The sequence below is a fragment of the Microtetraspora sp. NBRC 16547 genome, from assembly GCF_030268965.1.
In the GTDB taxonomy this organism is placed as follows: domain Bacteria; phylum Actinomycetota; class Actinomycetes; order Streptosporangiales; family Streptosporangiaceae; genus Microtetraspora.
The window spans coordinates 18,751-35,707 of the sequence record NZ_BSSE01000044.1 but is presented as its reverse complement, the minus strand read 5'-3'; the positions used below and the strand labels follow the sequence as shown (position 1 = coordinate 35,707).

The 16,957-nt window shown below is 68.4% G+C and carries 15 protein-coding genes; 10 read left to right on the top strand and 5 right to left on the bottom strand.

Features of this window, described 5'->3' with window-relative positions; genetic code table 11:
* Positions 1-138 precede the first annotated feature (138 nt).
* Positions 139-630: a hypothetical protein gene (locus QSK17_RS34040; RefSeq protein ID WP_285710415.1), complete on the top strand. Its 492-nt coding sequence runs from the start codon at positions 139-141 to the stop codon at positions 628-630.
* A 263-nt stretch (positions 631-893) separates the two neighbouring features.
* On the opposite strand, the gene QSK17_RS34035 is transcribed toward QSK17_RS34040, so the two are convergent.
* Positions 894-1,376, bottom strand: a complete 483-nt coding sequence (locus tag QSK17_RS34035; protein WP_285710413.1) for a transposase — start codon at positions 1,374-1,376, stop codon at positions 894-896.
* The gene (locus tag QSK17_RS34030; RefSeq protein ID WP_285710411.1) at positions 1,373-1,984 is read right to left on the bottom strand and encodes a transposase; all 612 of its coding nucleotides are present in this window, start codon (positions 1,982-1,984) and stop codon (positions 1,373-1,375) included. The genes QSK17_RS34035 and QSK17_RS34030 overlap by 4 nt, the downstream gene beginning before the upstream one ends.
* Before the next feature lie 298 nt (positions 1,985-2,282).
* On the opposite strand from QSK17_RS34030, the gene QSK17_RS34025 reads away from it, so the two are divergent.
* From QSK17_RS34025 to QSK17_RS34015, 3 genes are all read left to right on the top strand, one after another.
* Positions 2,283-3,389, top strand: coding sequence for an SPFH domain-containing protein (locus tag QSK17_RS34025; RefSeq protein ID WP_285710408.1), 1,107 nt, complete (start codon positions 2,283-2,285; stop codon positions 3,387-3,389).
* A gap of 45 nt (positions 3,390-3,434) precedes the next feature.
* On the top strand, positions 3,435-4,553 hold the full coding sequence (locus QSK17_RS34020) for a hypothetical protein (RefSeq protein ID WP_285710406.1): 1,119 nt from the start codon (positions 3,435-3,437) through the stop codon (positions 4,551-4,553).
* A gap of 697 nt (positions 4,554-5,250) precedes the next feature.
* Positions 5,251-5,685, top strand: coding sequence for a CBS domain-containing protein (locus QSK17_RS34015; protein ID WP_285710404.1), 435 nt, complete (start codon positions 5,251-5,253; stop codon positions 5,683-5,685).
* A 173-nt stretch (positions 5,686-5,858) separates the two neighbouring features.
* Here the strand turns inward: QSK17_RS34015 and QSK17_RS34010 are convergent, their stop codons facing one another.
* Positions 5,859-6,311: a YbhB/YbcL family Raf kinase inhibitor-like protein gene (locus QSK17_RS34010; protein WP_285710402.1), complete on the bottom strand. Its 453-nt coding sequence runs from the start codon at positions 6,309-6,311 to the stop codon at positions 5,859-5,861.
* Positions 6,312-6,620: 309 nt separating this feature from the next.
* Between QSK17_RS34010 and QSK17_RS34005 the strand changes: the two genes are divergently transcribed.
* Positions 6,621-8,516, top strand: coding sequence for a sensor histidine kinase (locus tag QSK17_RS34005; RefSeq protein WP_285710400.1), 1,896 nt, complete (start codon positions 6,621-6,623; stop codon positions 8,514-8,516).
* A 120-nt stretch (positions 8,517-8,636) separates the two neighbouring features.
* Here the strand turns inward: QSK17_RS34005 and QSK17_RS34000 are convergent, their stop codons facing one another.
* Positions 8,637-9,062: an archease gene (locus QSK17_RS34000; RefSeq protein WP_285710398.1), complete on the bottom strand. Its 426-nt coding sequence runs from the start codon at positions 9,060-9,062 to the stop codon at positions 8,637-8,639.
* A 281-nt stretch (positions 9,063-9,343) separates the two neighbouring features.
* Between QSK17_RS34000 and QSK17_RS33995 the strand changes: the two genes are divergently transcribed.
* The 5 genes from QSK17_RS33995 to QSK17_RS33975 all read left to right on the top strand — a co-directional run bounded on the left by QSK17_RS33995 (position 9,344) and on the right by QSK17_RS33975 (position 15,599).
* Positions 9,344-9,856, top strand: coding sequence for a hypothetical protein (locus QSK17_RS33995; protein WP_285710396.1), 513 nt, complete (start codon positions 9,344-9,346; stop codon positions 9,854-9,856).
* A 57-nt stretch (positions 9,857-9,913) separates the two neighbouring features.
* Positions 9,914-10,096, top strand: coding sequence for a hypothetical protein (locus QSK17_RS33990; RefSeq protein ID WP_285710394.1), 183 nt, complete (start codon positions 9,914-9,916; stop codon positions 10,094-10,096).
* A gap of 63 nt (positions 10,097-10,159) precedes the next feature.
* Entirely contained in the window at positions 10,160-11,344 is a 1,185-nt protein-coding gene (locus tag QSK17_RS33985) for an amidohydrolase family protein (protein WP_285710392.1), read from the top strand.
* Positions 11,345-11,580: 236 nt separating this feature from the next.
* The gene (gene icmF, locus QSK17_RS33980) at positions 11,581-14,805 is read left to right on the top strand and encodes a fused isobutyryl-CoA mutase/GTPase IcmF (protein ID WP_285710389.1); all 3,225 of its coding nucleotides are present in this window, start codon (positions 11,581-11,583) and stop codon (positions 14,803-14,805) included.
* A gap of 32 nt (positions 14,806-14,837) precedes the next feature.
* A complete protein-coding gene (locus tag QSK17_RS33975) occupies positions 14,838-15,599 on the top strand; it encodes a helical backbone metal receptor (RefSeq protein ID WP_285710386.1) in 762 nt (253 codons plus the stop codon).
* A 74-nt stretch (positions 15,600-15,673) separates the two neighbouring features.
* Here the strand turns inward: QSK17_RS33975 and QSK17_RS33970 are convergent, their stop codons facing one another.
* The gene (locus tag QSK17_RS33970; protein WP_285710383.1) at positions 15,674-16,903 is read right to left on the bottom strand and encodes a cytochrome P450; all 1,230 of its coding nucleotides are present in this window, start codon (positions 16,901-16,903) and stop codon (positions 15,674-15,676) included.
* Between the last annotated feature and the right edge of the window lie 54 nt (positions 16,904-16,957).

Sequence of the window (16,957 nt, the reverse complement as noted above, 5' to 3'; positions counted from 1 at the left end):
TGGCCATGGACACCTTCGGTCCCGCACGCCTGGTGACCAGAGTGACAGGAGCCCGGTGAACCGAGAGGTTCACGCCGGGATCTGTGGGAGCCCCGAGGTGAAATCCCTCGGGGCCACCCGACAAGAAATGGATCAGGCGTGAAGCGGGCGTCGAGGTACTACTTCCTGTTGGTCCCTGTCGTTCTGGTCGCTGGCGTGCTGGCTGCCGGAGTCTGGTTCGTCAATCACCGTGCTCCAGTGATGGTTAGTGACGATATTCGAGAGAATCTGGCTCGTGGTGGCAGAATTGCTGTTGCCGTACAAGAGCTTTCCAATGCCAGCAATCCACTCTTTGAGTATGAATATGTCGTGATAGATCGCGGCCGCGGCGGTGCGGAAGCGGCCGTTCGTGAGCAGATATCCCGGATGCGCGAGTCCGGTTGGGAGCTAGAGAGTGCGACGTCGGGTAGGTGGCACCTGAGGTCTGATAAATATCAGACGGTGGCCGATGTGCAATTTCTTTCCGCATTCATTCAAGAATGGGGAAACGGTGACAACATCTATCCTGAAGAGCGTGCGGCCTCGAAGATCGCCGCAACCGTCGGCGATGTATCATCGCTGATTATCGTTACCCTGCGTCATTTTGGATAGCCGGAACCCGGCTTTGGTATGGGCCGTCCCACGATGGAGCGGCACGGCCCGGCCGCCTACCGGAAATATCATCCTAGATGAGGTGGCTAGAGCATTTTCGGAAGCGATCCCTCGGCCGTCGTGGAGCCAGCCCGGATCTTTCGCGATCAATCTGGGTTCAGGGCATGGTGAAGGCCCGGTGGTCGCCGGGTGGAGCCCTTGGTTTCCCCTGGCGGGCCGAGTCCTCGGGGCCTTTCATCTCGTCGGGACAGTCCGGGGTTCGGTCAGGGAGGTGCGATGGCGAGCCCGAGCATGCGGATCGTGTTCCAGGCGATGATCAGGTCGCCGTGATGGGGGTGGTCGTCGGGGAGTCGGATGAGGCGTTGGCGGGCGCGCCGTACCAGGCGGGCGGGGACGGTCAGCAGGGCGTGGCGGAGCCGGGCCGGGCTGGCTTTGCGCAGCTCAGAATGGTGGTCGAGGGCCAGCAGCCGCAGCCAGGTCAGCAGGTCGGCGGCAAGTATGACGGCCAGGCACCAGGCTTGGTTGGCGGCGGAGGCATAGAAGGGGAAGGCGCGCAGCCCGAGGCTCTTGCTGTCCTTGATCGCGTCTTGGACCCCGGCGTGGTTGCGGTGGAAAGCATCCAGTCGCGGGTAGTGGCGTCCGGGCAGGTCGTGGGCGACGGCCTGGAAGCGTTGCCCGCATTTCTTCTTCACCTCGCTGGCCTTCTTGCGGTGTTTGGGGTGGAGCGGTTCGGTCCGGGCGTTCACCCGCATGCCGGGTGGCCGGCCGCCGGCCAGGGTTGGGTGACATCGAAGCCCACGCTGTAGCGCCAGTCGCAGCCGCGTTCGGCGGCTTCGGAGGTGATCCAGTTCAGCAGGTCCTTGGTGGCTCCGGCGCCGTCGCAGCGGAAGATGATGTTCTTGCGGTAGCGGGCCGGGATCTGGGCGACAGCCGCACGCAATACCGTGATGTGGTCGGCGGCGGTGTTGGATCCAGAGTTACCTTTCCGCAGGTAGATGGTCAAGATCTCGCCGGTGTTCGCGACGGTGACCACGATCGGGTGCAGACCGAAGATGTGCTTTTTGTAGGTCGGTGCCGCGCCTTGCTTGCCGGAGTGGCACGCCACCAGCGTCGCGTCGACGTCGATGACCAGCCACCCGTCCCAGACCTGCCCGGCCACCTGCACCTGCGGGAAGCCCTGCGGTCGGGTGGCCAGGTGCTGCCAGATCAGACGGCGGTGCGCCGCCCGAGCCTGGGCGACCTTGGCCAGGGCTGTGTCGTCGAGCTTGTCGAAGGCCCGCCACGCTGTCACCGTGGAGGCGACCGTTCCGATCACCGGCTCGGCCCGGGCCACCTTGTGCATCGTGCCCGCCACTGAGGTCAGCTCGCGAATTCACGAGGCCAATCGCCTGAGCACACGCGCCGTCCGTGACGGCCTCTCTGCGAGCCGTGAACGCGCCTGCTCGTTTCGCGGTAACTCGAGGTGCGAGATCTTCGGCACGTCGGGTGGCCTGCCGTACGGACGGCGTGAAGCTCCAGATAGGCGGCATTGTTCCAGTAGATCTGGGTCTGGTCGTTGATTGCCGGGCTTGTTATCGTCATCGGCGGTGCCGCGCACGGGCCGTTCGGCACTGACGTACGGGGAGTGGGGACGGCGGGGAAACGTGGGCTTGATGGACCGCATCCGCGGTGAGTTCATCGACATCGTCGAGTGGACGGACGACAGCAGAGACACCATCGTCTGGCGCTTCCCGCGCTACGAGAACGAGATCAAGATGGGTGCCCGGCTGGTGGTCCGGGAGTCCCAGACGGCCGTCTTCGTCAACGAAGGCCGCATCGCCGACGTGTTCACCCCCGGCACCTACGTCCTGGAGACGCAGAACCTGCCGCTGCTGGCGACGCTGAAGGGGTGGAAGTACGGCTTCCACTCGCCGTTCAAGGCCGAGGTCTACTTCGTGAACACCCGCCTGTTCACCGACCTGAAGTGGGGCACGCAGAATCCCGTCATCGTCCGCGACGCGGAGTTCGGCATGGTGCGGTTGCGGGCGTTCGGCGCGTTCGCGACCCGGATCACGGACGCCGCCGCCCTCCTGCGCGAGCTGGCGGGAACGGACCCGCAGTTCCGCACCGAGGAGGTACAGGAGTACCTGCGGCAGCTGATCGTGGGACGGCTGGCGAACGCGCTGGCCACCGCGAACGTCCCCGTTCTCGACCTGGCGGGACACCAGGACGCGCTGGGCGCGCGTTTGGCGGGCATCCTCAGCGAGGAGCTGGCCCCTGTCGGCGTGGCGGTGCCCACGTTCATCATCGAGAACATCTCCCTGCCCCCGGAGGTCGAGGCGGCGATCGACACGCGCGCCCGGATGGGGATCGTGGGCGACCTCGACCAGTACACCCGGTTCCAGACCGCGAACGCGATCGGTGACGCCGCCCGCAACCCCGGTGGCGCGGGCGAGGGCATCGGCCTGGGCATGGGGATGGCCGTCGGGCAGCGCCTCGCCGCCGGGCTGGCCCCGCAGGCGGTCCCGGCCCCTCCGCCCGGCGCGGCGGGCGGCCCGCCGCCGCTTCCCCCGCAGGAGCAGTGGTACGTGGCCGTCGGTGGCCGGCAGCAGGGGCCCTACGACCCGGCCGCGCTGCCCGGGCTCGTGGGTACTGGTGAGCTGACCCGCGCCAGCCTGGTCTGGCGTGTGGGCATGCCCGCCTGGCTCCCGGCCGACCAGGTGCCCGAGCTGTCCCCGCTGATGTCCAGCGTTCCGCCGCCCCTGCCGCCGCAGGTCTGAGCGCCGCGTCCCCTTCCCCCTATCCGTCCCTCCGGAGGACCGGTCGTGTCCGACCCGAACGGCGCCGGCGCGGAGATCGCGTCCCGCTCCTACCCCTGCCAGTCCTGCGGCGCCAGTCTGGAGTACGCCCCGGGCACCAGCTCCATGCGCTGCCCGTACTGCAAGCAGGAACAGCCGATCGCGCCGGCAGGGCGGGGAGTGCGGGAGCACGACTACGCCGAGCTGGCCCAGATGCCGCGCAAGCCGAGGGCAGTCGCCGGTGCGGCGCATGCGTTCGTCTGCCCAGGTTGCCGGGCGCGCACGGAGAGCGACACGCTGTCCGAACGGTGCCAGTTCTGCGGCACACCACTGGTGACCGACGCGTCCACCGAGCGGATCGTGCCCGAGGCGATTCTCCCTTTCGGCATCGACCGGGACGGCGCCCGCGCCGCGCTGCGCACGTGGACGTCCTCCCGCTGGTTCGCCCCCTCCAGCCTCAAGAAGGTGACAGAGGCGGAGACGTTCAAAGGGAGCTACCTGCCGTACTGGACGTACGACGCCCGTACGGTCTCCGACTACACCGGCCAGCGGGGCGACCACTACTGGGAGACCGAGACCTACACCGTCACGGAGAACGGCTCGACCCGCACGGAGACCCGTCAGGTGATGCGGACCCGCTGGTCGCACGCCTCCGGCACGGTGTCACGCGCCTTCGACGACGTGCTCGTCCCCGGAACGAGCCGGGTCGCCTCCGAGCGGCTGGACAAACTCGCCCCGTGGCTCCTGGACCAGGCGGTTCCGTACCAGGGGAGGTACCTGGCGGGCTTCCAGACCGTGCGCTACGACATCGAGCCGGAGGACGGCCTCGAACTCGCCAAGGAACGCATGGCTACGGTCATCGAGTCCGACTGCCGCCACGACATCGGCGGTGACGAGCAGCGGGTGCGCTCGGTCACCACACGGTACTTCGGCCTCACCTACAAACTGGTGCTGCTGCCGGTCTGGTTCCTCAGCTACCTGCACGGCGGCAAGACCTGGCAGGTGATGGTGAACGCCAGCACCGGTGAGGTCATCGGGCAGCGGCCGTACAGCGTCGCCAGGATCCTCGCCGCCGTCCTCGCGGCTCTGGCGATCGTCGCCCTAATCGCACTGATCGTCGTACAGGCCAACGCCAACGGCAGGTGACGCCCTACGCGGGTCGGGCGTCGACCCGTGGGTGGGATCGGAAGGGCTGGGCGCGGCGGCGGAAAGGCTGGGCGCGCTTCGCGTGACAGCTCATCAGGTGGCGCGGAACAAGCACGGGGCACGGTCGGGCTACGACATGGCGCCATTGGCGGCGTACGAGCCGCTCCCGCCGGGCGGAACCCCCCGGGCACTTCCGCGCCACGTTCTGCGGGTTGCCGTTCAGGGACGGCAGCTTTGTGTCCGATGGGCATATGGCATACGGACGCCGCATCGAAATCATCGCCGAAGCGACTGTGGAGTCCTGGAGATCCGTCCAGAGCTGATGCACGACCCCGACCGCGACTACCAACCCCTTGTCAGGTCCGGCTTTATCCAGCACTGGTACCGGTACATGACGCTGGCCATGATCTTGCCAACGCCAACGCCGACGCCAACGCCAACGCCAACGCCGACGCCGACGCCGACGCCGACGACGCCACTGCCGGCGACGACAACTCAAAGATCGATAAGTGCAGCTGGAATATCAGCGAGAAGCCGCTTCCTTCAGGGATCGGAGGAGTCACGAGGTAGTACGTATCTGCCGTATCTCCTGCACATGGAACAGCGAAAGCTCCGGTGCCGCGCCGCGCTTCTGCCGTCCTGTCGGGGTAGAGGAACCTGGACGAAATGAGCGCATCGACGCTTTCGGGGGTTCACGATGAGCACACAGGAAACCGGGAAGAAGGCCCGCGACGTGATGCACGAGGGGGTTCAGTGCATCGGCGAGCACGACAGCCTGCGTACCGCCTCACAGATGATGCGTGACCTGGGAGTGGGCGCGCTGCCGATCTGCGGGGACGACGACCGGCTCAAGGGGATCATTACTGACCGCGACATCGTGGTCACGTGCTGCGCCGAGGGCAAGGACATCGACCAGACCACCGCCGGTGAGCTGGCTCGTGGCCTGGTGTGGGTGGACGCCGACGCCAGCGTCGAAGAGGCCCTGTTCACGATGGAGGAGCATCACATCAAGCGGTTGCCTGTGATCGAAAGGCACCGCCTCCTCGGCATGATCAGCGAAGCCGACCTCGCCAAGGAACTGTCCGACACCAAGCTCGCCGAGTTCGTCCACCGCGTGTACGCGCTCGACTGATCGGAACAGAGCAAGGCGACGAGCGCAGCCCTGGCAGGTCGAATCGACAGCCGAGGCTTCGAGTCGGTCGCCGCAGAGGACGGTATCCGCTCTGGCCGAGTTCGTGTCCGGGCTGATGCCGCCCGCCGGCCGCTGGTCCGGCGCGAGGTCACACGAGGTCACATCAGCGGCGGTCAGCGGGCGTACGTGCCGACCAGCGTTCCCGATGCCAGGACGCGTCCCTCGACCGCGCGGCGGAGGTCCCGGGCGGAGAAACCGTCGGAGAGGCCGGGCGGTGCGGATAGCGCGTAGAGGCGGAAGAAGTACCGGTGCGGGGCGTCGCCCACCGGTGGATGAGGTCCGCCAAATCCCTGCCGGCCGAAGTCGTTACGGCCTACGAGATGTTCGCCCAGTTTGGCGCCGGCGTCCAGATGGTCGCTTTCGGGCGGGATGCCGGCGACCAGCCAGTGAGTGAACGTGCCGCCGGGGGCGTCCGGGTCCTCGCACACCAGTGCCAGCTCGGCCGTCTCGGGCGGCACGCCGGACCATTGCAGCGGCGGAGAGACGTCGCCGGCATCGTGGGAGTAACCGCGAGGGATCACGGCGTGATCACCGAAAGCGGTGCTGCGCAGCGTTATTCCGGCCATGCCGGTCCGCTTCCCTGAAAGGCGGGTTCGACACCGGATCAGCGGACCGCCTACGGCAGCGGCCGGCCGCGCCTGACCACGTTACGCTGGGCGCTTGCCGGTCTGCCGTAATGGCTTGAACAACCGCGCTCCGGCCCGTTCGGCTTCACCTTTGGGGGCCAGGCGCAATAGCTCGATGAACGTCTTCGGTTTCGGGTAGCCGCGTCCTGGACGCGATGCTGCGCACGTGCTTCTCGACCGTGCCCTCGGTTAGCTGACCTGCTGGTCTGTGGCAATCAGCCGGTGTGATATCGGAGTATTTTGGTGGGTATGCGCGCACGGCTGATGTCGCTGCTGCTTCGCCCGGCGCACCCACCCCTCCTGCTGGGGATCGTCACCGGGGTTGTATTCATCGTGGCAGAGACCCTGCTGGACTATCCGATCGCGGACGTCACGCCCGGGAGCACTCTCGGCGTGCTCTACCTGCTCGGCGTCGTGGTGATCTCGATGGTGTGGGGTCTGGGGCTGGGTGCGGCGACTGCGGTGGTCAGCGGTGTTGCCTTCGACTATTTCCACGTCCAGCCCGTCAGGACCTTCACCCTCATCAGTAACTGGTCGTGGATACCGCTTTCCGTCTTCCTCGGCGTCGCGCTGTTGGTCAGTTCGGGCACGGCGCTGGTGCGGTCGGCGGGCATCGAGGCCGCTGAGCGCCACCGTGAGGCCGATCTCGACGCCCGGCTGGCCCGTCTCCTGCTGCGTACGGAACATCTGCGCTCGGCGCTGCCGACGGTCTCCCGCCGCCTGGCCCAGATGCTGGGGCTGCCGTTCCTGGCGATCGAGCTTGAGCCGGTCGCCGGCGACGAACGCCACAAGGCGTTGCCGCTGCGCGACGGTGCCACGTCACTTGGAACCCTTGTCGTTCCCGCGGACCTGCCGGAGGCGACCATGCGACGGCTGAACGACCGGGTGGTGCCTTCGCTGGAGGCCTTGCTGCGCGCGGCACACGATCGTGAGGCCATCAGCCGTGCCCTTGAGGAGAGCCGCGACGAACTCCGCCGGGTGGCGCAGGGACAGGCCGCACTGCGACGTGTCGCGACGCTGGTCGCACGCGGGGTCCCACCATCGGAGATATTCGGCGCGGTCGCTCGCGAGATGGGCCTCATCCTCGAGACGAATTGCACGGCGATAGGACGCTACGAGCCCGATGGTGCGATCGTCGTGGCAGGCTCGTGGAGCGATCGTGGCCCTGAGTACACGCTGTCCCTGGGCTCGCGCTGGGCGCGGGACGAGAACAGCATTGCGGGGCTGGTGCTGAAGAGCGGGCGGTCAATGCGGATCAGGAGCTATGACCACAGGCCTGGAGAGATCGCTGCGTGGGCACGAACGCGGGGAATCACGTCCACGATCGGCAGCCCCATCAACGTGGGGGAACGCCTGTGGGGCGTGATGATCGCTTCCTTCAGAACTTCCGAGTTTCAACTCGAAACCGTGGAGGAGCGCATGCTGGACCTTACCGAACTCGTCGTGACCGCGATCTCCAACGCCGAGGCTCGCGACGAGCTCGCCGCCTCCCGCGCCCGCATCGTCGCGGCCTCCGACGAGGCCCGGCATCGCATCGAACGCGATCTGCACGACGGAGCCCAGCAACGCCTTGTCTCGCTTGCGCTGGAACTGCGGGCCATGGAGGCCGCCGTGCCGTACGAGCTGGCGGAACTGCGAGCAGAGGCGTCCCACATCGTGCATGACCTGACAGGCGTCGTGGAAGACCTGCGGGAGCTCTCGCGCGGCATCCATCCGGCGATCCTCTCCAAGGGCGGCCTCGGGCCGGCTCTGAAGATGCTCGCCCGGCGCTCCGCCGTCCCGGTCGAGCTCGGCGTATGCGCCGACCGGCGCCTGCCGGAGAGCGTCGAGGTGGCCGCCTACTACATCGTGTCCGAGGCCCTGACCAACGTGGCCAAGCACGCCCACGCCTCCGTGGCGCACGTCGACCTCGATCTGGAGGAGGAGAGCGTCCGGATCTCGGTCCGCGACGATGGGATCGGAGGTGCCGATCCCCGCCGCGGCTCGGGGCTCATCGGTCTCCGCGACCGCGTTGAGGCGCTCGGCGGGACGATGGACGTCATGAGCCCCGTGGGAGAGGGCACGTCACTGCTGGCCACGATCCCGATCCGGATGCGGGAACCAGGAGATCAGGCAACGGCCGAGGCCCGCATCAGCTCCGAGTAGTAGCGGGCCACGGCGGACGGCAGGCCGATCATCACAACGCCGACGAGCGCGCCGTCCTGGTAGCCGACCATGGCCTTCGGTCTTGCACCGCCCCGCGATAAACCCGTTGGCATCAATCATCTAGACATCGACCACGACGTGGGCGTGCCACATCCCGGCCTCACGGCCGAACCGCAGCCCGTGCAGCGTGACCGCCTTGGGTAACGCGCCGACCTGGACGACCGTCTCCACCGGGACAGTCGCCAGGCGCATCTCGACCTGCCCCTCGGTAACGCCCGTTCGCTCGTCGACCGACACGTCCACCGCCACCCGACCGGCTACCTCGACCAGGTAGACCACCTCGTCGAGCAGCGTGACGAGAAGCTCTTCGTCGGTCTCCTCGGCCAAGGCGATCATGACGCTGTCGTCCGGCACCGCCTCGCCGAAGTCGGCGAAGGTCTCCACCAGTGCCAGCACCGCTTCGGCCAGGCACTCCTCCCGGCTGTCCGCCCACGCCTCCAGCGCGATGTCGGCCGTGTGGGGGACCGCCCTGTGACCCCTGCTCACCCTGTCCACTCCATCAGCAATTTCGGTCGTAGGAAAGTGCCATTCGTGGCCTGACCAAGAACGGCTGACATCGGGAGCGGGAATCTTCCGGAGAACTCGCGTCGCCCGCCTGAACGGGCGGGTCGGCGTACTCGCTGTTCTTGGCGCGTTCAGGTGTCTGTAGGCGGCGTACAAGCGGCTGCCGGCCGCTGAAAGCGGGTTGCAGGCGGGCGGGCCTATCACTGAGGTGCCACCCCGGCAGCACCCGCGCAGGGGATCGTCCTCAAAGTGGAGAAACCGAAATGCGCCGCTCCGTCCCCAACCTCCTCGCTCTCGCCGCCGTCACCGCCACCGTCGCCCTCGGCATCCCGGCCATCTCGACCGCCGCGAGCGCCTCCACCACCGGCACGGCCTCCGCCTCCGCCGACAACAACCCCTACTGGGGCCCGTACTGGTCGAGGAACCGTCTCGCCAAGACCAACGGCTACATCGACATCTACTGGAACAGCGACACCTCCAACAGCATCAACATCACCGGCAAGCTGTGGGACCTCGACAGCCGCACCCAGCGCCAGGGCGGCAAATGCGCGTACGTGAAGTTCCGCTTCCAGGACCTGGACGACGTGGACGACAGCTCGCCCAGCTTCAAGTCGTACAAGTACTGCGGGTCCGGTGGCTCCAGGGATTTCAGCGTCCAGCGGTCCGACCTGCGGAGCGTCCAGGTCCAGGTCTGCCAGATCGGCGGGTACAGCAAGTACCCGACCAAGTGCGGTTACTGGTACTGGCTCGGCGGCGACCGTCTCAACGGCAACTGATCCGGCTCACACAGAGGCGGCCCGCCCCCACTCAGGGAGCGGGCCGCGCTGTTCCTTGTGGTCTTCGTGGTCTTCGTGGTCTTCCGCGTGGTCGAAGGATCAGGTCGCTTCGACGGGGCCCGGCCTCGCCCGCAGGCGTTCTCGCACGACCGGCCTGCGGTGCGAGCTGGACGCTCTGGAGTCCGCCAGGTCATGCGCGGCTTCCTCGCGCCCGACCTGCTCTCCACCTACCTTCGGTGAAGCGGGCGGGGTCGCGCTCGCTCGACGGGCTGGACGAGACGGAGCGCCGCGAGAGGATCGCCGATGTCCACTGACCAGGATCATGGACTTTCCGCCGTGCCGTCCGGGGACGGCCTGGCCCGGGCGATCGACGATCTGCCGCTGGTAGACCATCACGCGCACGGGGCGCTCGCCGGAGACCCGGCCCGCCGGGAGTTCGAAGAGCTGATCACGGAGTCGGATCGGCCGGTCCCGCCGTGGATGACCCAGTTCGACTCCCAGGTGGGCTTCGCGATCCTGCGGCACTGCGCGCCGGTGCTCGGCCTCGCCCTTCACGCCGATCCCGAGATCTACCTCGCCCGCCGCGCCGAGCTCGGCGCGACCGAGGTCAACCGGCGCCTGCTGGAGGCGAGCGGCATCGGGCACTTCCTGATCGAGACCGGCTACCGCGGCGACGAGATCCTCGATCCGGCGGGGATGGCGCGGGTGAGCGGCCGCCCCGCCGGCGAGGTCGTCCGGCTGGAGGCCGTGGCCGAGCAGGTGGTCGCCGCCGGGACGGACGCGGCCGGGTTCGCCGACCGCTTCGCCGCCGCCCTGTGGGAGCGGAGCCGTACGGCACAGGGCCTGAAGACGATCGTCGCCTACCGTCACGGGCTCGACTTCGATCCACGGCCGCCCGCGCCCGCCGAGGTCGCGGAGGCGGCCGGATGCTGGCTGCGCGCCGTCGAGAGCACCGGCCGGATCCGCGTGGACGAACCCGTGCTGCTGCGCCACCTGATCTGGACCGGCATCGACCGCGGACTGCCGCTCCAGTTCCACATCGGGTACGGCGATCTGGACGCCGACCTGCGCCGCGGCGATCCGCTGCTGCTGAGGGGGTTGATCGAGCTCGCGGAGCCCCGCGGCGTGCCGCTGCTCCTGCTGCACTGCTATCCCTTCCACCGGCACGCCGGTTACCTCGCGCAGGTCTACCCCAACGTGTACTTCGACGTGGGGCTCGGCGTGAACCACACCGGCGCGCGTTCGGTCGCCGTCGTGGCCGAGAGCCTGGAGCTGGCACCGTTCGCCAAGATCCTCTTCTCCACCGATGCCTGGGGCCCGGCCGAGCTGCACCATCTCGGGGCGCTGCTGTGGCGCCGGGCGATGACCCGTGTCCTCGGCGGCTTCGTCGCCGACGACGAGTGGAGCGAGGCCCAGGCCGTACGCGTGGCCACCATGATCGGCGTGGAGAACGCCCGCCGGGTCTACGGCCTCGGAGAGGTGACGTGACCTCGACCTCGACCTCGACGTGACCTCGACCTCCGCCTCGACGTGACCGCGACCTCGACGTGACCGCGACCTTGCCCTTGTCCCTGCCCCCCGCACGACCGGCTCAGGGCGGCCCTCCGCGAGTCCGGCAGCCTCGAGCCACGCACATCAGCACTTGCTTTGGCCGCCCGTTCTCTCTATGCTCCGCGATTTAGTAGGACGTCCTAGTAAAATTGTCGTTCGGTAGGAGTGCGGGCATGCACGTCCCGGTTCATCCCACGCGGTTCGTCACGGCCGCGGCCCTGTTCGACGGTCACGACGCGGCGATCAACATCATGCGGAGGATCCTGCAGTCGCAGGGCGCCGAGGTGATCCACCTCGGACACAACCGGTCGGTCGAGGAGGTCGTCACCGCCGCGATCCAGGAGGACGTCCAGGGGGTGGCGATCAGCTCCTACCAGGGCGGCCACGTGGAGTACTTCACGTACCTGGTGGACCTGCTGCGCGAGCGTGGCGCGGGCCACGTCAAGGTGTACGGCGGGGGCGGCGGCGTGATCGTGCGGGAGGAGATCGAGCTGCTGCACGCGCGCGGCGTGGCGGGCATCTTCTCACCGGAGGATGGCCAGCGGCTGGGCCTGGCCGGGATGATCAACAAGATCGTCGAGGCGTGCGACGTGGACCTCGCCGCCGGGGACGTCCCCGACATCGCCAAGATGGTCGCCGGTGACCAGGTGGCGCTGGCCCGCGCCATCACCTTCGTCGAGGCCGGACGCACGGAGCCCGGATGGCTCGGGGACCTCCACCGTGCCGCCGCCGCCCGCGAGATCCCCGTACTGGGCATCACCGGGACCGGCGGATCGGGCAAGTCCTCGCTGACCGACGAACTGCTGCGCCGGATCAGGATCGACTACGAGGACAAGCTGCGGGTCGCGGTGATCGCGGTCGACCCGACCCGCAGGCGCGGCGGGGGAGCGCTCCTGGGTGACCGGATCCGGATGAACAGCCTGGCCGGGGGCGGGACCTACTTCCGCTCCCTGGCCACGCGCGGGGCGCAGGAACTGCCCGAGCACCTCGGGGACGTGATCGCGGCCTGCCGGGCGGCGGGCCACGATCTGGTGATCGTGGAGACCCCCGGCATCGGCCAGGGGGACGCGGCGATCGTGCCGTTCTCCGACGTGTCGCTGTACGTCATGACGCCGGAGTTCGGCGCGGCGTCGCAGCTCGAGAAGATCGACATGCTCGACTTCGCCGACGTGGTGGCGATCAACAAGTACGAGCGGCGCGGCGCGGAGGACGCGCTGCGCGACGTGCGCCGCCAGATGGTGCGCAACCGCGAGGCCTTCGGCGTTCCCCCGGAGGAGATGCCGGTGTTCGGCACGATCGCCTCCCGCTTCAACGACGAGGGAGTGACCGCGCTCTACCAGCGGCTGCGTGACCTGCTCGGCGCCAACGGCCTGCCCGCCACGCCCGGACTGCTTCCCGAGGTGCGGGGCAGCGCCTCCGAGGTCACCGCGGGGATCGTTCCGCCGTCCCGCGCCCGCTACCTCGCCGAGATCGCCGGGGCCGTCCGCGACTACCATGCCCACACCGACGGCCAGGCGGACGCCGTACGCCGCCACCGGGCCCTCCTCGCCGCGCGCGAGACGGTGGCCGCCGACGGAGCGGACACCGCCGACCTGGACCGGCTCGCCGCCCGCGCGGAGAGCCGCGTCGACGCGGAGAGCCGCGGGCTCCTCGACGGGTGGACCGCGACCCGGGACGCCTACGAAGCCGACGAGCTCGTCGTGAAGATCCGCGACAGGGAGCTGCGCACCCCACTGTGGAGGGAGACGCTGTCGGGCAGCCGGATTCCACGGGTGGCCCTGCCCCGCTACACCGACCAGGGAGACCTGCTGCGCTTCCTGCGCTCGGAGAACCTGCCCGGGCGCTTCCCCTTCACCGCGGGGGTCTTCCCGTTCAAACGCGATGACGAGGACCCGACCCGGATGTTCGCCGGAGAGGGCGACGCGTTCCGCACCAACCGGCGCTTCAAGCTGCTGTCCGAGGGCCAGCCCGCGACGCGGCTCTCGACGGCGTTCGACTCGGTGACCCTGTACGGCCACGACCCCGACCCGCGCCCCGACATCTACGGCAAGGTCGGCACGTCAGGTGTGTCGATCGCGACCTTGGACGACATGAGGGCGCTGTACGACGGGTTCGACCTGTCCGCGCCGAACACCTCGGTCTCCATGACCATCAACGGGCCGGCCCCCACCATCCTCGCGTTCTTCCTCAACACGGCCGTCGACCAGGCGCTGGAGCGATTCGCGACCGAGCACGGGCGCGAGCCGTCCCCGGAGGAGGCGGCGGAGCTGCGGGCCGCCACGCTGGCCACCGTACGGGGAACGGTGCAGGCCGACATTCTCAAGGAGGACCAGGGGCAGAACACCTGCATCTTCTCCACCGAGTTCAGCCTGCGGATGATGGCCGACATCCAGGAATGGTTCATCGACAACAAGGTCAGGAACTTCTACTCGGTGTCGATCTCCGGCTACCACATCGCCGAGGCTGGGGCCAATCCCATCACCCAGCTCGCGTTCACCCTGGCCAACGGCTTCACCTACGTCGAGGCGTACCTGGCGCGCGGCATGAAGATCGACGACTTCGCGCCCCACCTGTCGTTCTTCTTCTCCAACGGCATGGACCCGGAGTACGCCGTGCTCGGCCGGGTGGCCCGCCGGATCTGGGCGGTCGCGATGCGCGAGCGGTACGGCGCGGGGGAGCGGGCGCAGAAGCTCAAATACCACATCCAGACCTCGGGCCGGTCCCTGCACGCCCAGGAGATGGACTTCAACGACATCCGCACCACCCTGCAGGCGCTGATCGCGATCTATGACAACTGCAACAGCCTGCACACCAACGCGTTCGACGAGGCCGTCACCACGCCCTCGCCCGAGTCCGTACGGCGCGCCATGGCGATCCAGCTCATCATCAACCGCGAGTGGGGCCTGGCGGTGAACGAGAACCCGCTGCAGGGCGCGTTCATCATCGAGGAGCTCACCGACCTGGTCGAGGAGGCGGTGCTGAAGGAGTTCGACCGCATCTCGGACCGCGGCGGCGTCCTCGGCGCGATGGAGACCGGCTACCAGCGCGGCAAGATCCAGGACGAGTCGATGTTGTACGAGACCCGCAAGCACGACGGCTCACTCCCGATCATCGGCGTGAATACCTTCAGGAACCCGAACGGCGCCGCTACCGAGGACAGGGAGCTCGAACTGGCCAGGGGCACCGAGGAGGAGAAGCAGGCACAGCTCACCCGGCTGCGCGACTTCCACGAGGCCCATGCCGACGAGGCGCCGGCGGCGCTGGCGCGGCTGCGACAGGCGGCCATGTCCCGGGACAACGCCTTCGACGCCCTCATGGACGCCGCCCGGGTCTGCTCGCTCGGCCAGATCACCGGCGCCCTGTTCGAGATCGGCGGCCAGTACCGTCGCAACGTGTGAATTCCGATCTCCAGCGGAAGCGATGGTGAGGTGTGGAGAAGGACGACCTCGGCGTGCCTGTCGCCGTACCCGTGAGGGTGCGCCGGGTGGTCTCGCTCGTGCCATCCCTGACGGAGGCGGTGGCGGTCACCGGCCGCGACCTCCTCGTCGGCGTCACGGACTGGTGCGCCCACCCGGCGGATCTCGACGTGACCAGGGTCCGTGGAACCAAGAACCCGAATCTGGAGCTGATCAGGAAGCTGCGGCCGGACGTCGTTTTGGCCAACTTCGAGGAGAACCGCGAGGTCGACCTCCAGACGCTGCGGGGGGACGGCATCCCGGTCTGGACGACAGCCGTCCGAGGTGTGGACGAGGCGCTCGTCTCGCTGCACCGGATGCTCACCGTGGCGTGCCGTCTGCCCCGTCCCGCCTGGCTGGACGAGGCGGCGCGGGCGTGGCGGGCGCCCGTGGCCGCACGGAGGCGGCGGGCCGTCGTTCCCATCTGGCGGCGTCCGTGGATGGTGGTGGGCCACGGCACGTTCACCGGCGACGTGCTCGCCAGGCTCGGTGTCGACAACATCTATGCCGATCATCCGGAGCGATACCCGAAGATCTCCCTCGACCGGCTCGTGGCCGCCCGGCCCGACCTCGTGGTGCTGCCCGACGAGCCGTACCGGTTCACCGCGACCGACGGGCCCGAGTGCTTTCCCGGCATCCCGTCGGCGCTGGTGAACGGTCGCCACCTCACGTGGTACGGTCCGTCGCTCGTCGAGGCGCCCGTGGTCCTGTCGGCCCAGCTCGCAGCGGCATCCTGACTCGTGCGAGAGACGAGTTGATCACCGGGTGGGCGGTACGGCACCGCCTTCGGCATAGACCCTCACCGGTGTGCTCACGCCGGCGACCGGACGACGCCGTCGAACTCGATGAGGAGGTGACGAGGCCCGCGTAGCGCCGGATTCTGCCGGTAGGGCGGTGGATCGGTGACCAGCCGGGGATTCTCCAGCCGACGTACGAGTTCGGACAGCGCGAACCGGGTCTCCAACCGGGCCAGCGGAGCACCGAAGCAGTAATGGATGCCGCCGCCGAAGCCGAGATGCTCCTTGTCCTCCCGATCGGGATCGAATCGGTCGGGGTCCGGGAAACGGTCGGGGTCACGGTCGGCGGCGGCGAGTATCAGCGTGATGTGGGCGCCTTTGGGGATGGTGGTACCGGCGATCTCGATATCGGCCAGCGCGGTGCGCAGGGGCGACATGTGCACCGGAGGCTCGTAACGCAGCAACTCCTCGATGAGAGGGTCGATGAGATCCGGTTCGCGGCGCAGTCTGTCGAGCACGTCAGGATGCCGCAGCAGGGTCAGCATTCCGTTGGCGATGAGGTTGACGGTGGTCTCGTGGCCGGCGACCAGCAGCAACGCGGCGGTGCTCAGCAGATCCTCCCGCGACATCCGCCCGTCGGCGCCGTCGCCGGTGACCAGCCCGGACAGCAGGTCGTCACTCGGCTGCCGTAGGCGCGCGTCGGCCAGCTCGTTCAGATACGCGCCCAGCTCCGCGTGGGCGGCGGTACGCCGTCGCTCCGCCGCCTCTCCGGCCCTCGGGTCGAGTGTCTCGACGAACGCCGCGGCCCACCCTCGGAAGCGTGGTTCGTCCTCACGGGGCACACCCAGCAGCCTGCAGATCACCGTGACCGGCAGCGGGTAGGCGAATTCATCGACGATGTCCACCTGGTTCCCGCCCTCGAAGGCGTCGATCAGATCGGTGACGATCTCGGTGACCTCGTCCCGCATGCCCTCGACCCGGCCAGGTGAGTGGGGCGGCCCGAAGTGCCGCATCGCCAGACGCCGCAGCCGGTCATGGTCAGGCGGATCACGACGGATGAAGGCGGGCGGCAGGCCCGGCAGACCCTCCTCAGCCGACGGCGGGCCGCCGCCCACGTCTTCGGGCCGGATCGAACTGATCCGGGGATCGTGCAGCAACGCGACGATCTCCCGGTAGGTACTGACCACGTAGCCGCCGTCCTTCCACCGCAGCACCGGAGTCTTGCGGAGCTCGGCGTACAGCGAGTAAGGATCGGGGCGGTGCGAGTAGTCCAGGATCTGATCGAAGATGCTGGTCTCCGCCATGACGACACTCCTCGGCTTCGGGACGTCTCCAGGTGTGATCAAAGGGCCGCCGCG

Bases quoted from the DNA above. Each gene is read 5' to 3' on its own strand.
- QSK17_RS34025 (WP_285710408.1), top strand. From the start codon at position 2,283: ATGGACCGCATCCGCGGTGAGTTCATCGACATCGTCGAGTGGACGGAC.
- QSK17_RS34015 (WP_285710404.1), top strand. From the start codon at position 5,251: ATGAGCACACAGGAAACCGGGAAGAAGGCCCGCGACGTGATGCACGAG.
- QSK17_RS34010 (WP_285710402.1), bottom strand. From the start codon at position 6,311: ATGGCCGGAATAACGCTGCGCAGCACCGCTTTCGGTGATCACGCCGTG.
- QSK17_RS34005 (WP_285710400.1), top strand. From the start codon at position 6,621: ATGCGCGCACGGCTGATGTCGCTGCTGCTTCGCCCGGCGCACCCACCC.
- QSK17_RS33995 (WP_285710396.1), top strand. From the start codon at position 9,344: ATGCGCCGCTCCGTCCCCAACCTCCTCGCTCTCGCCGCCGTCACCGCC.
- QSK17_RS33985 (WP_285710392.1), top strand. From the start codon at position 10,160: ATGTCCACTGACCAGGATCATGGACTTTCCGCCGTGCCGTCCGGGGAC.
- icmF (WP_285710389.1), top strand. From the start codon at position 11,581: ATGCACGTCCCGGTTCATCCCACGCGGTTCGTCACGGCCGCGGCCCTG.
- QSK17_RS33970 (WP_285710383.1), bottom strand. From the start codon at position 16,903: ATGGCGGAGACCAGCATCTTCGATCAGATCCTGGACTACTCGCACCGC.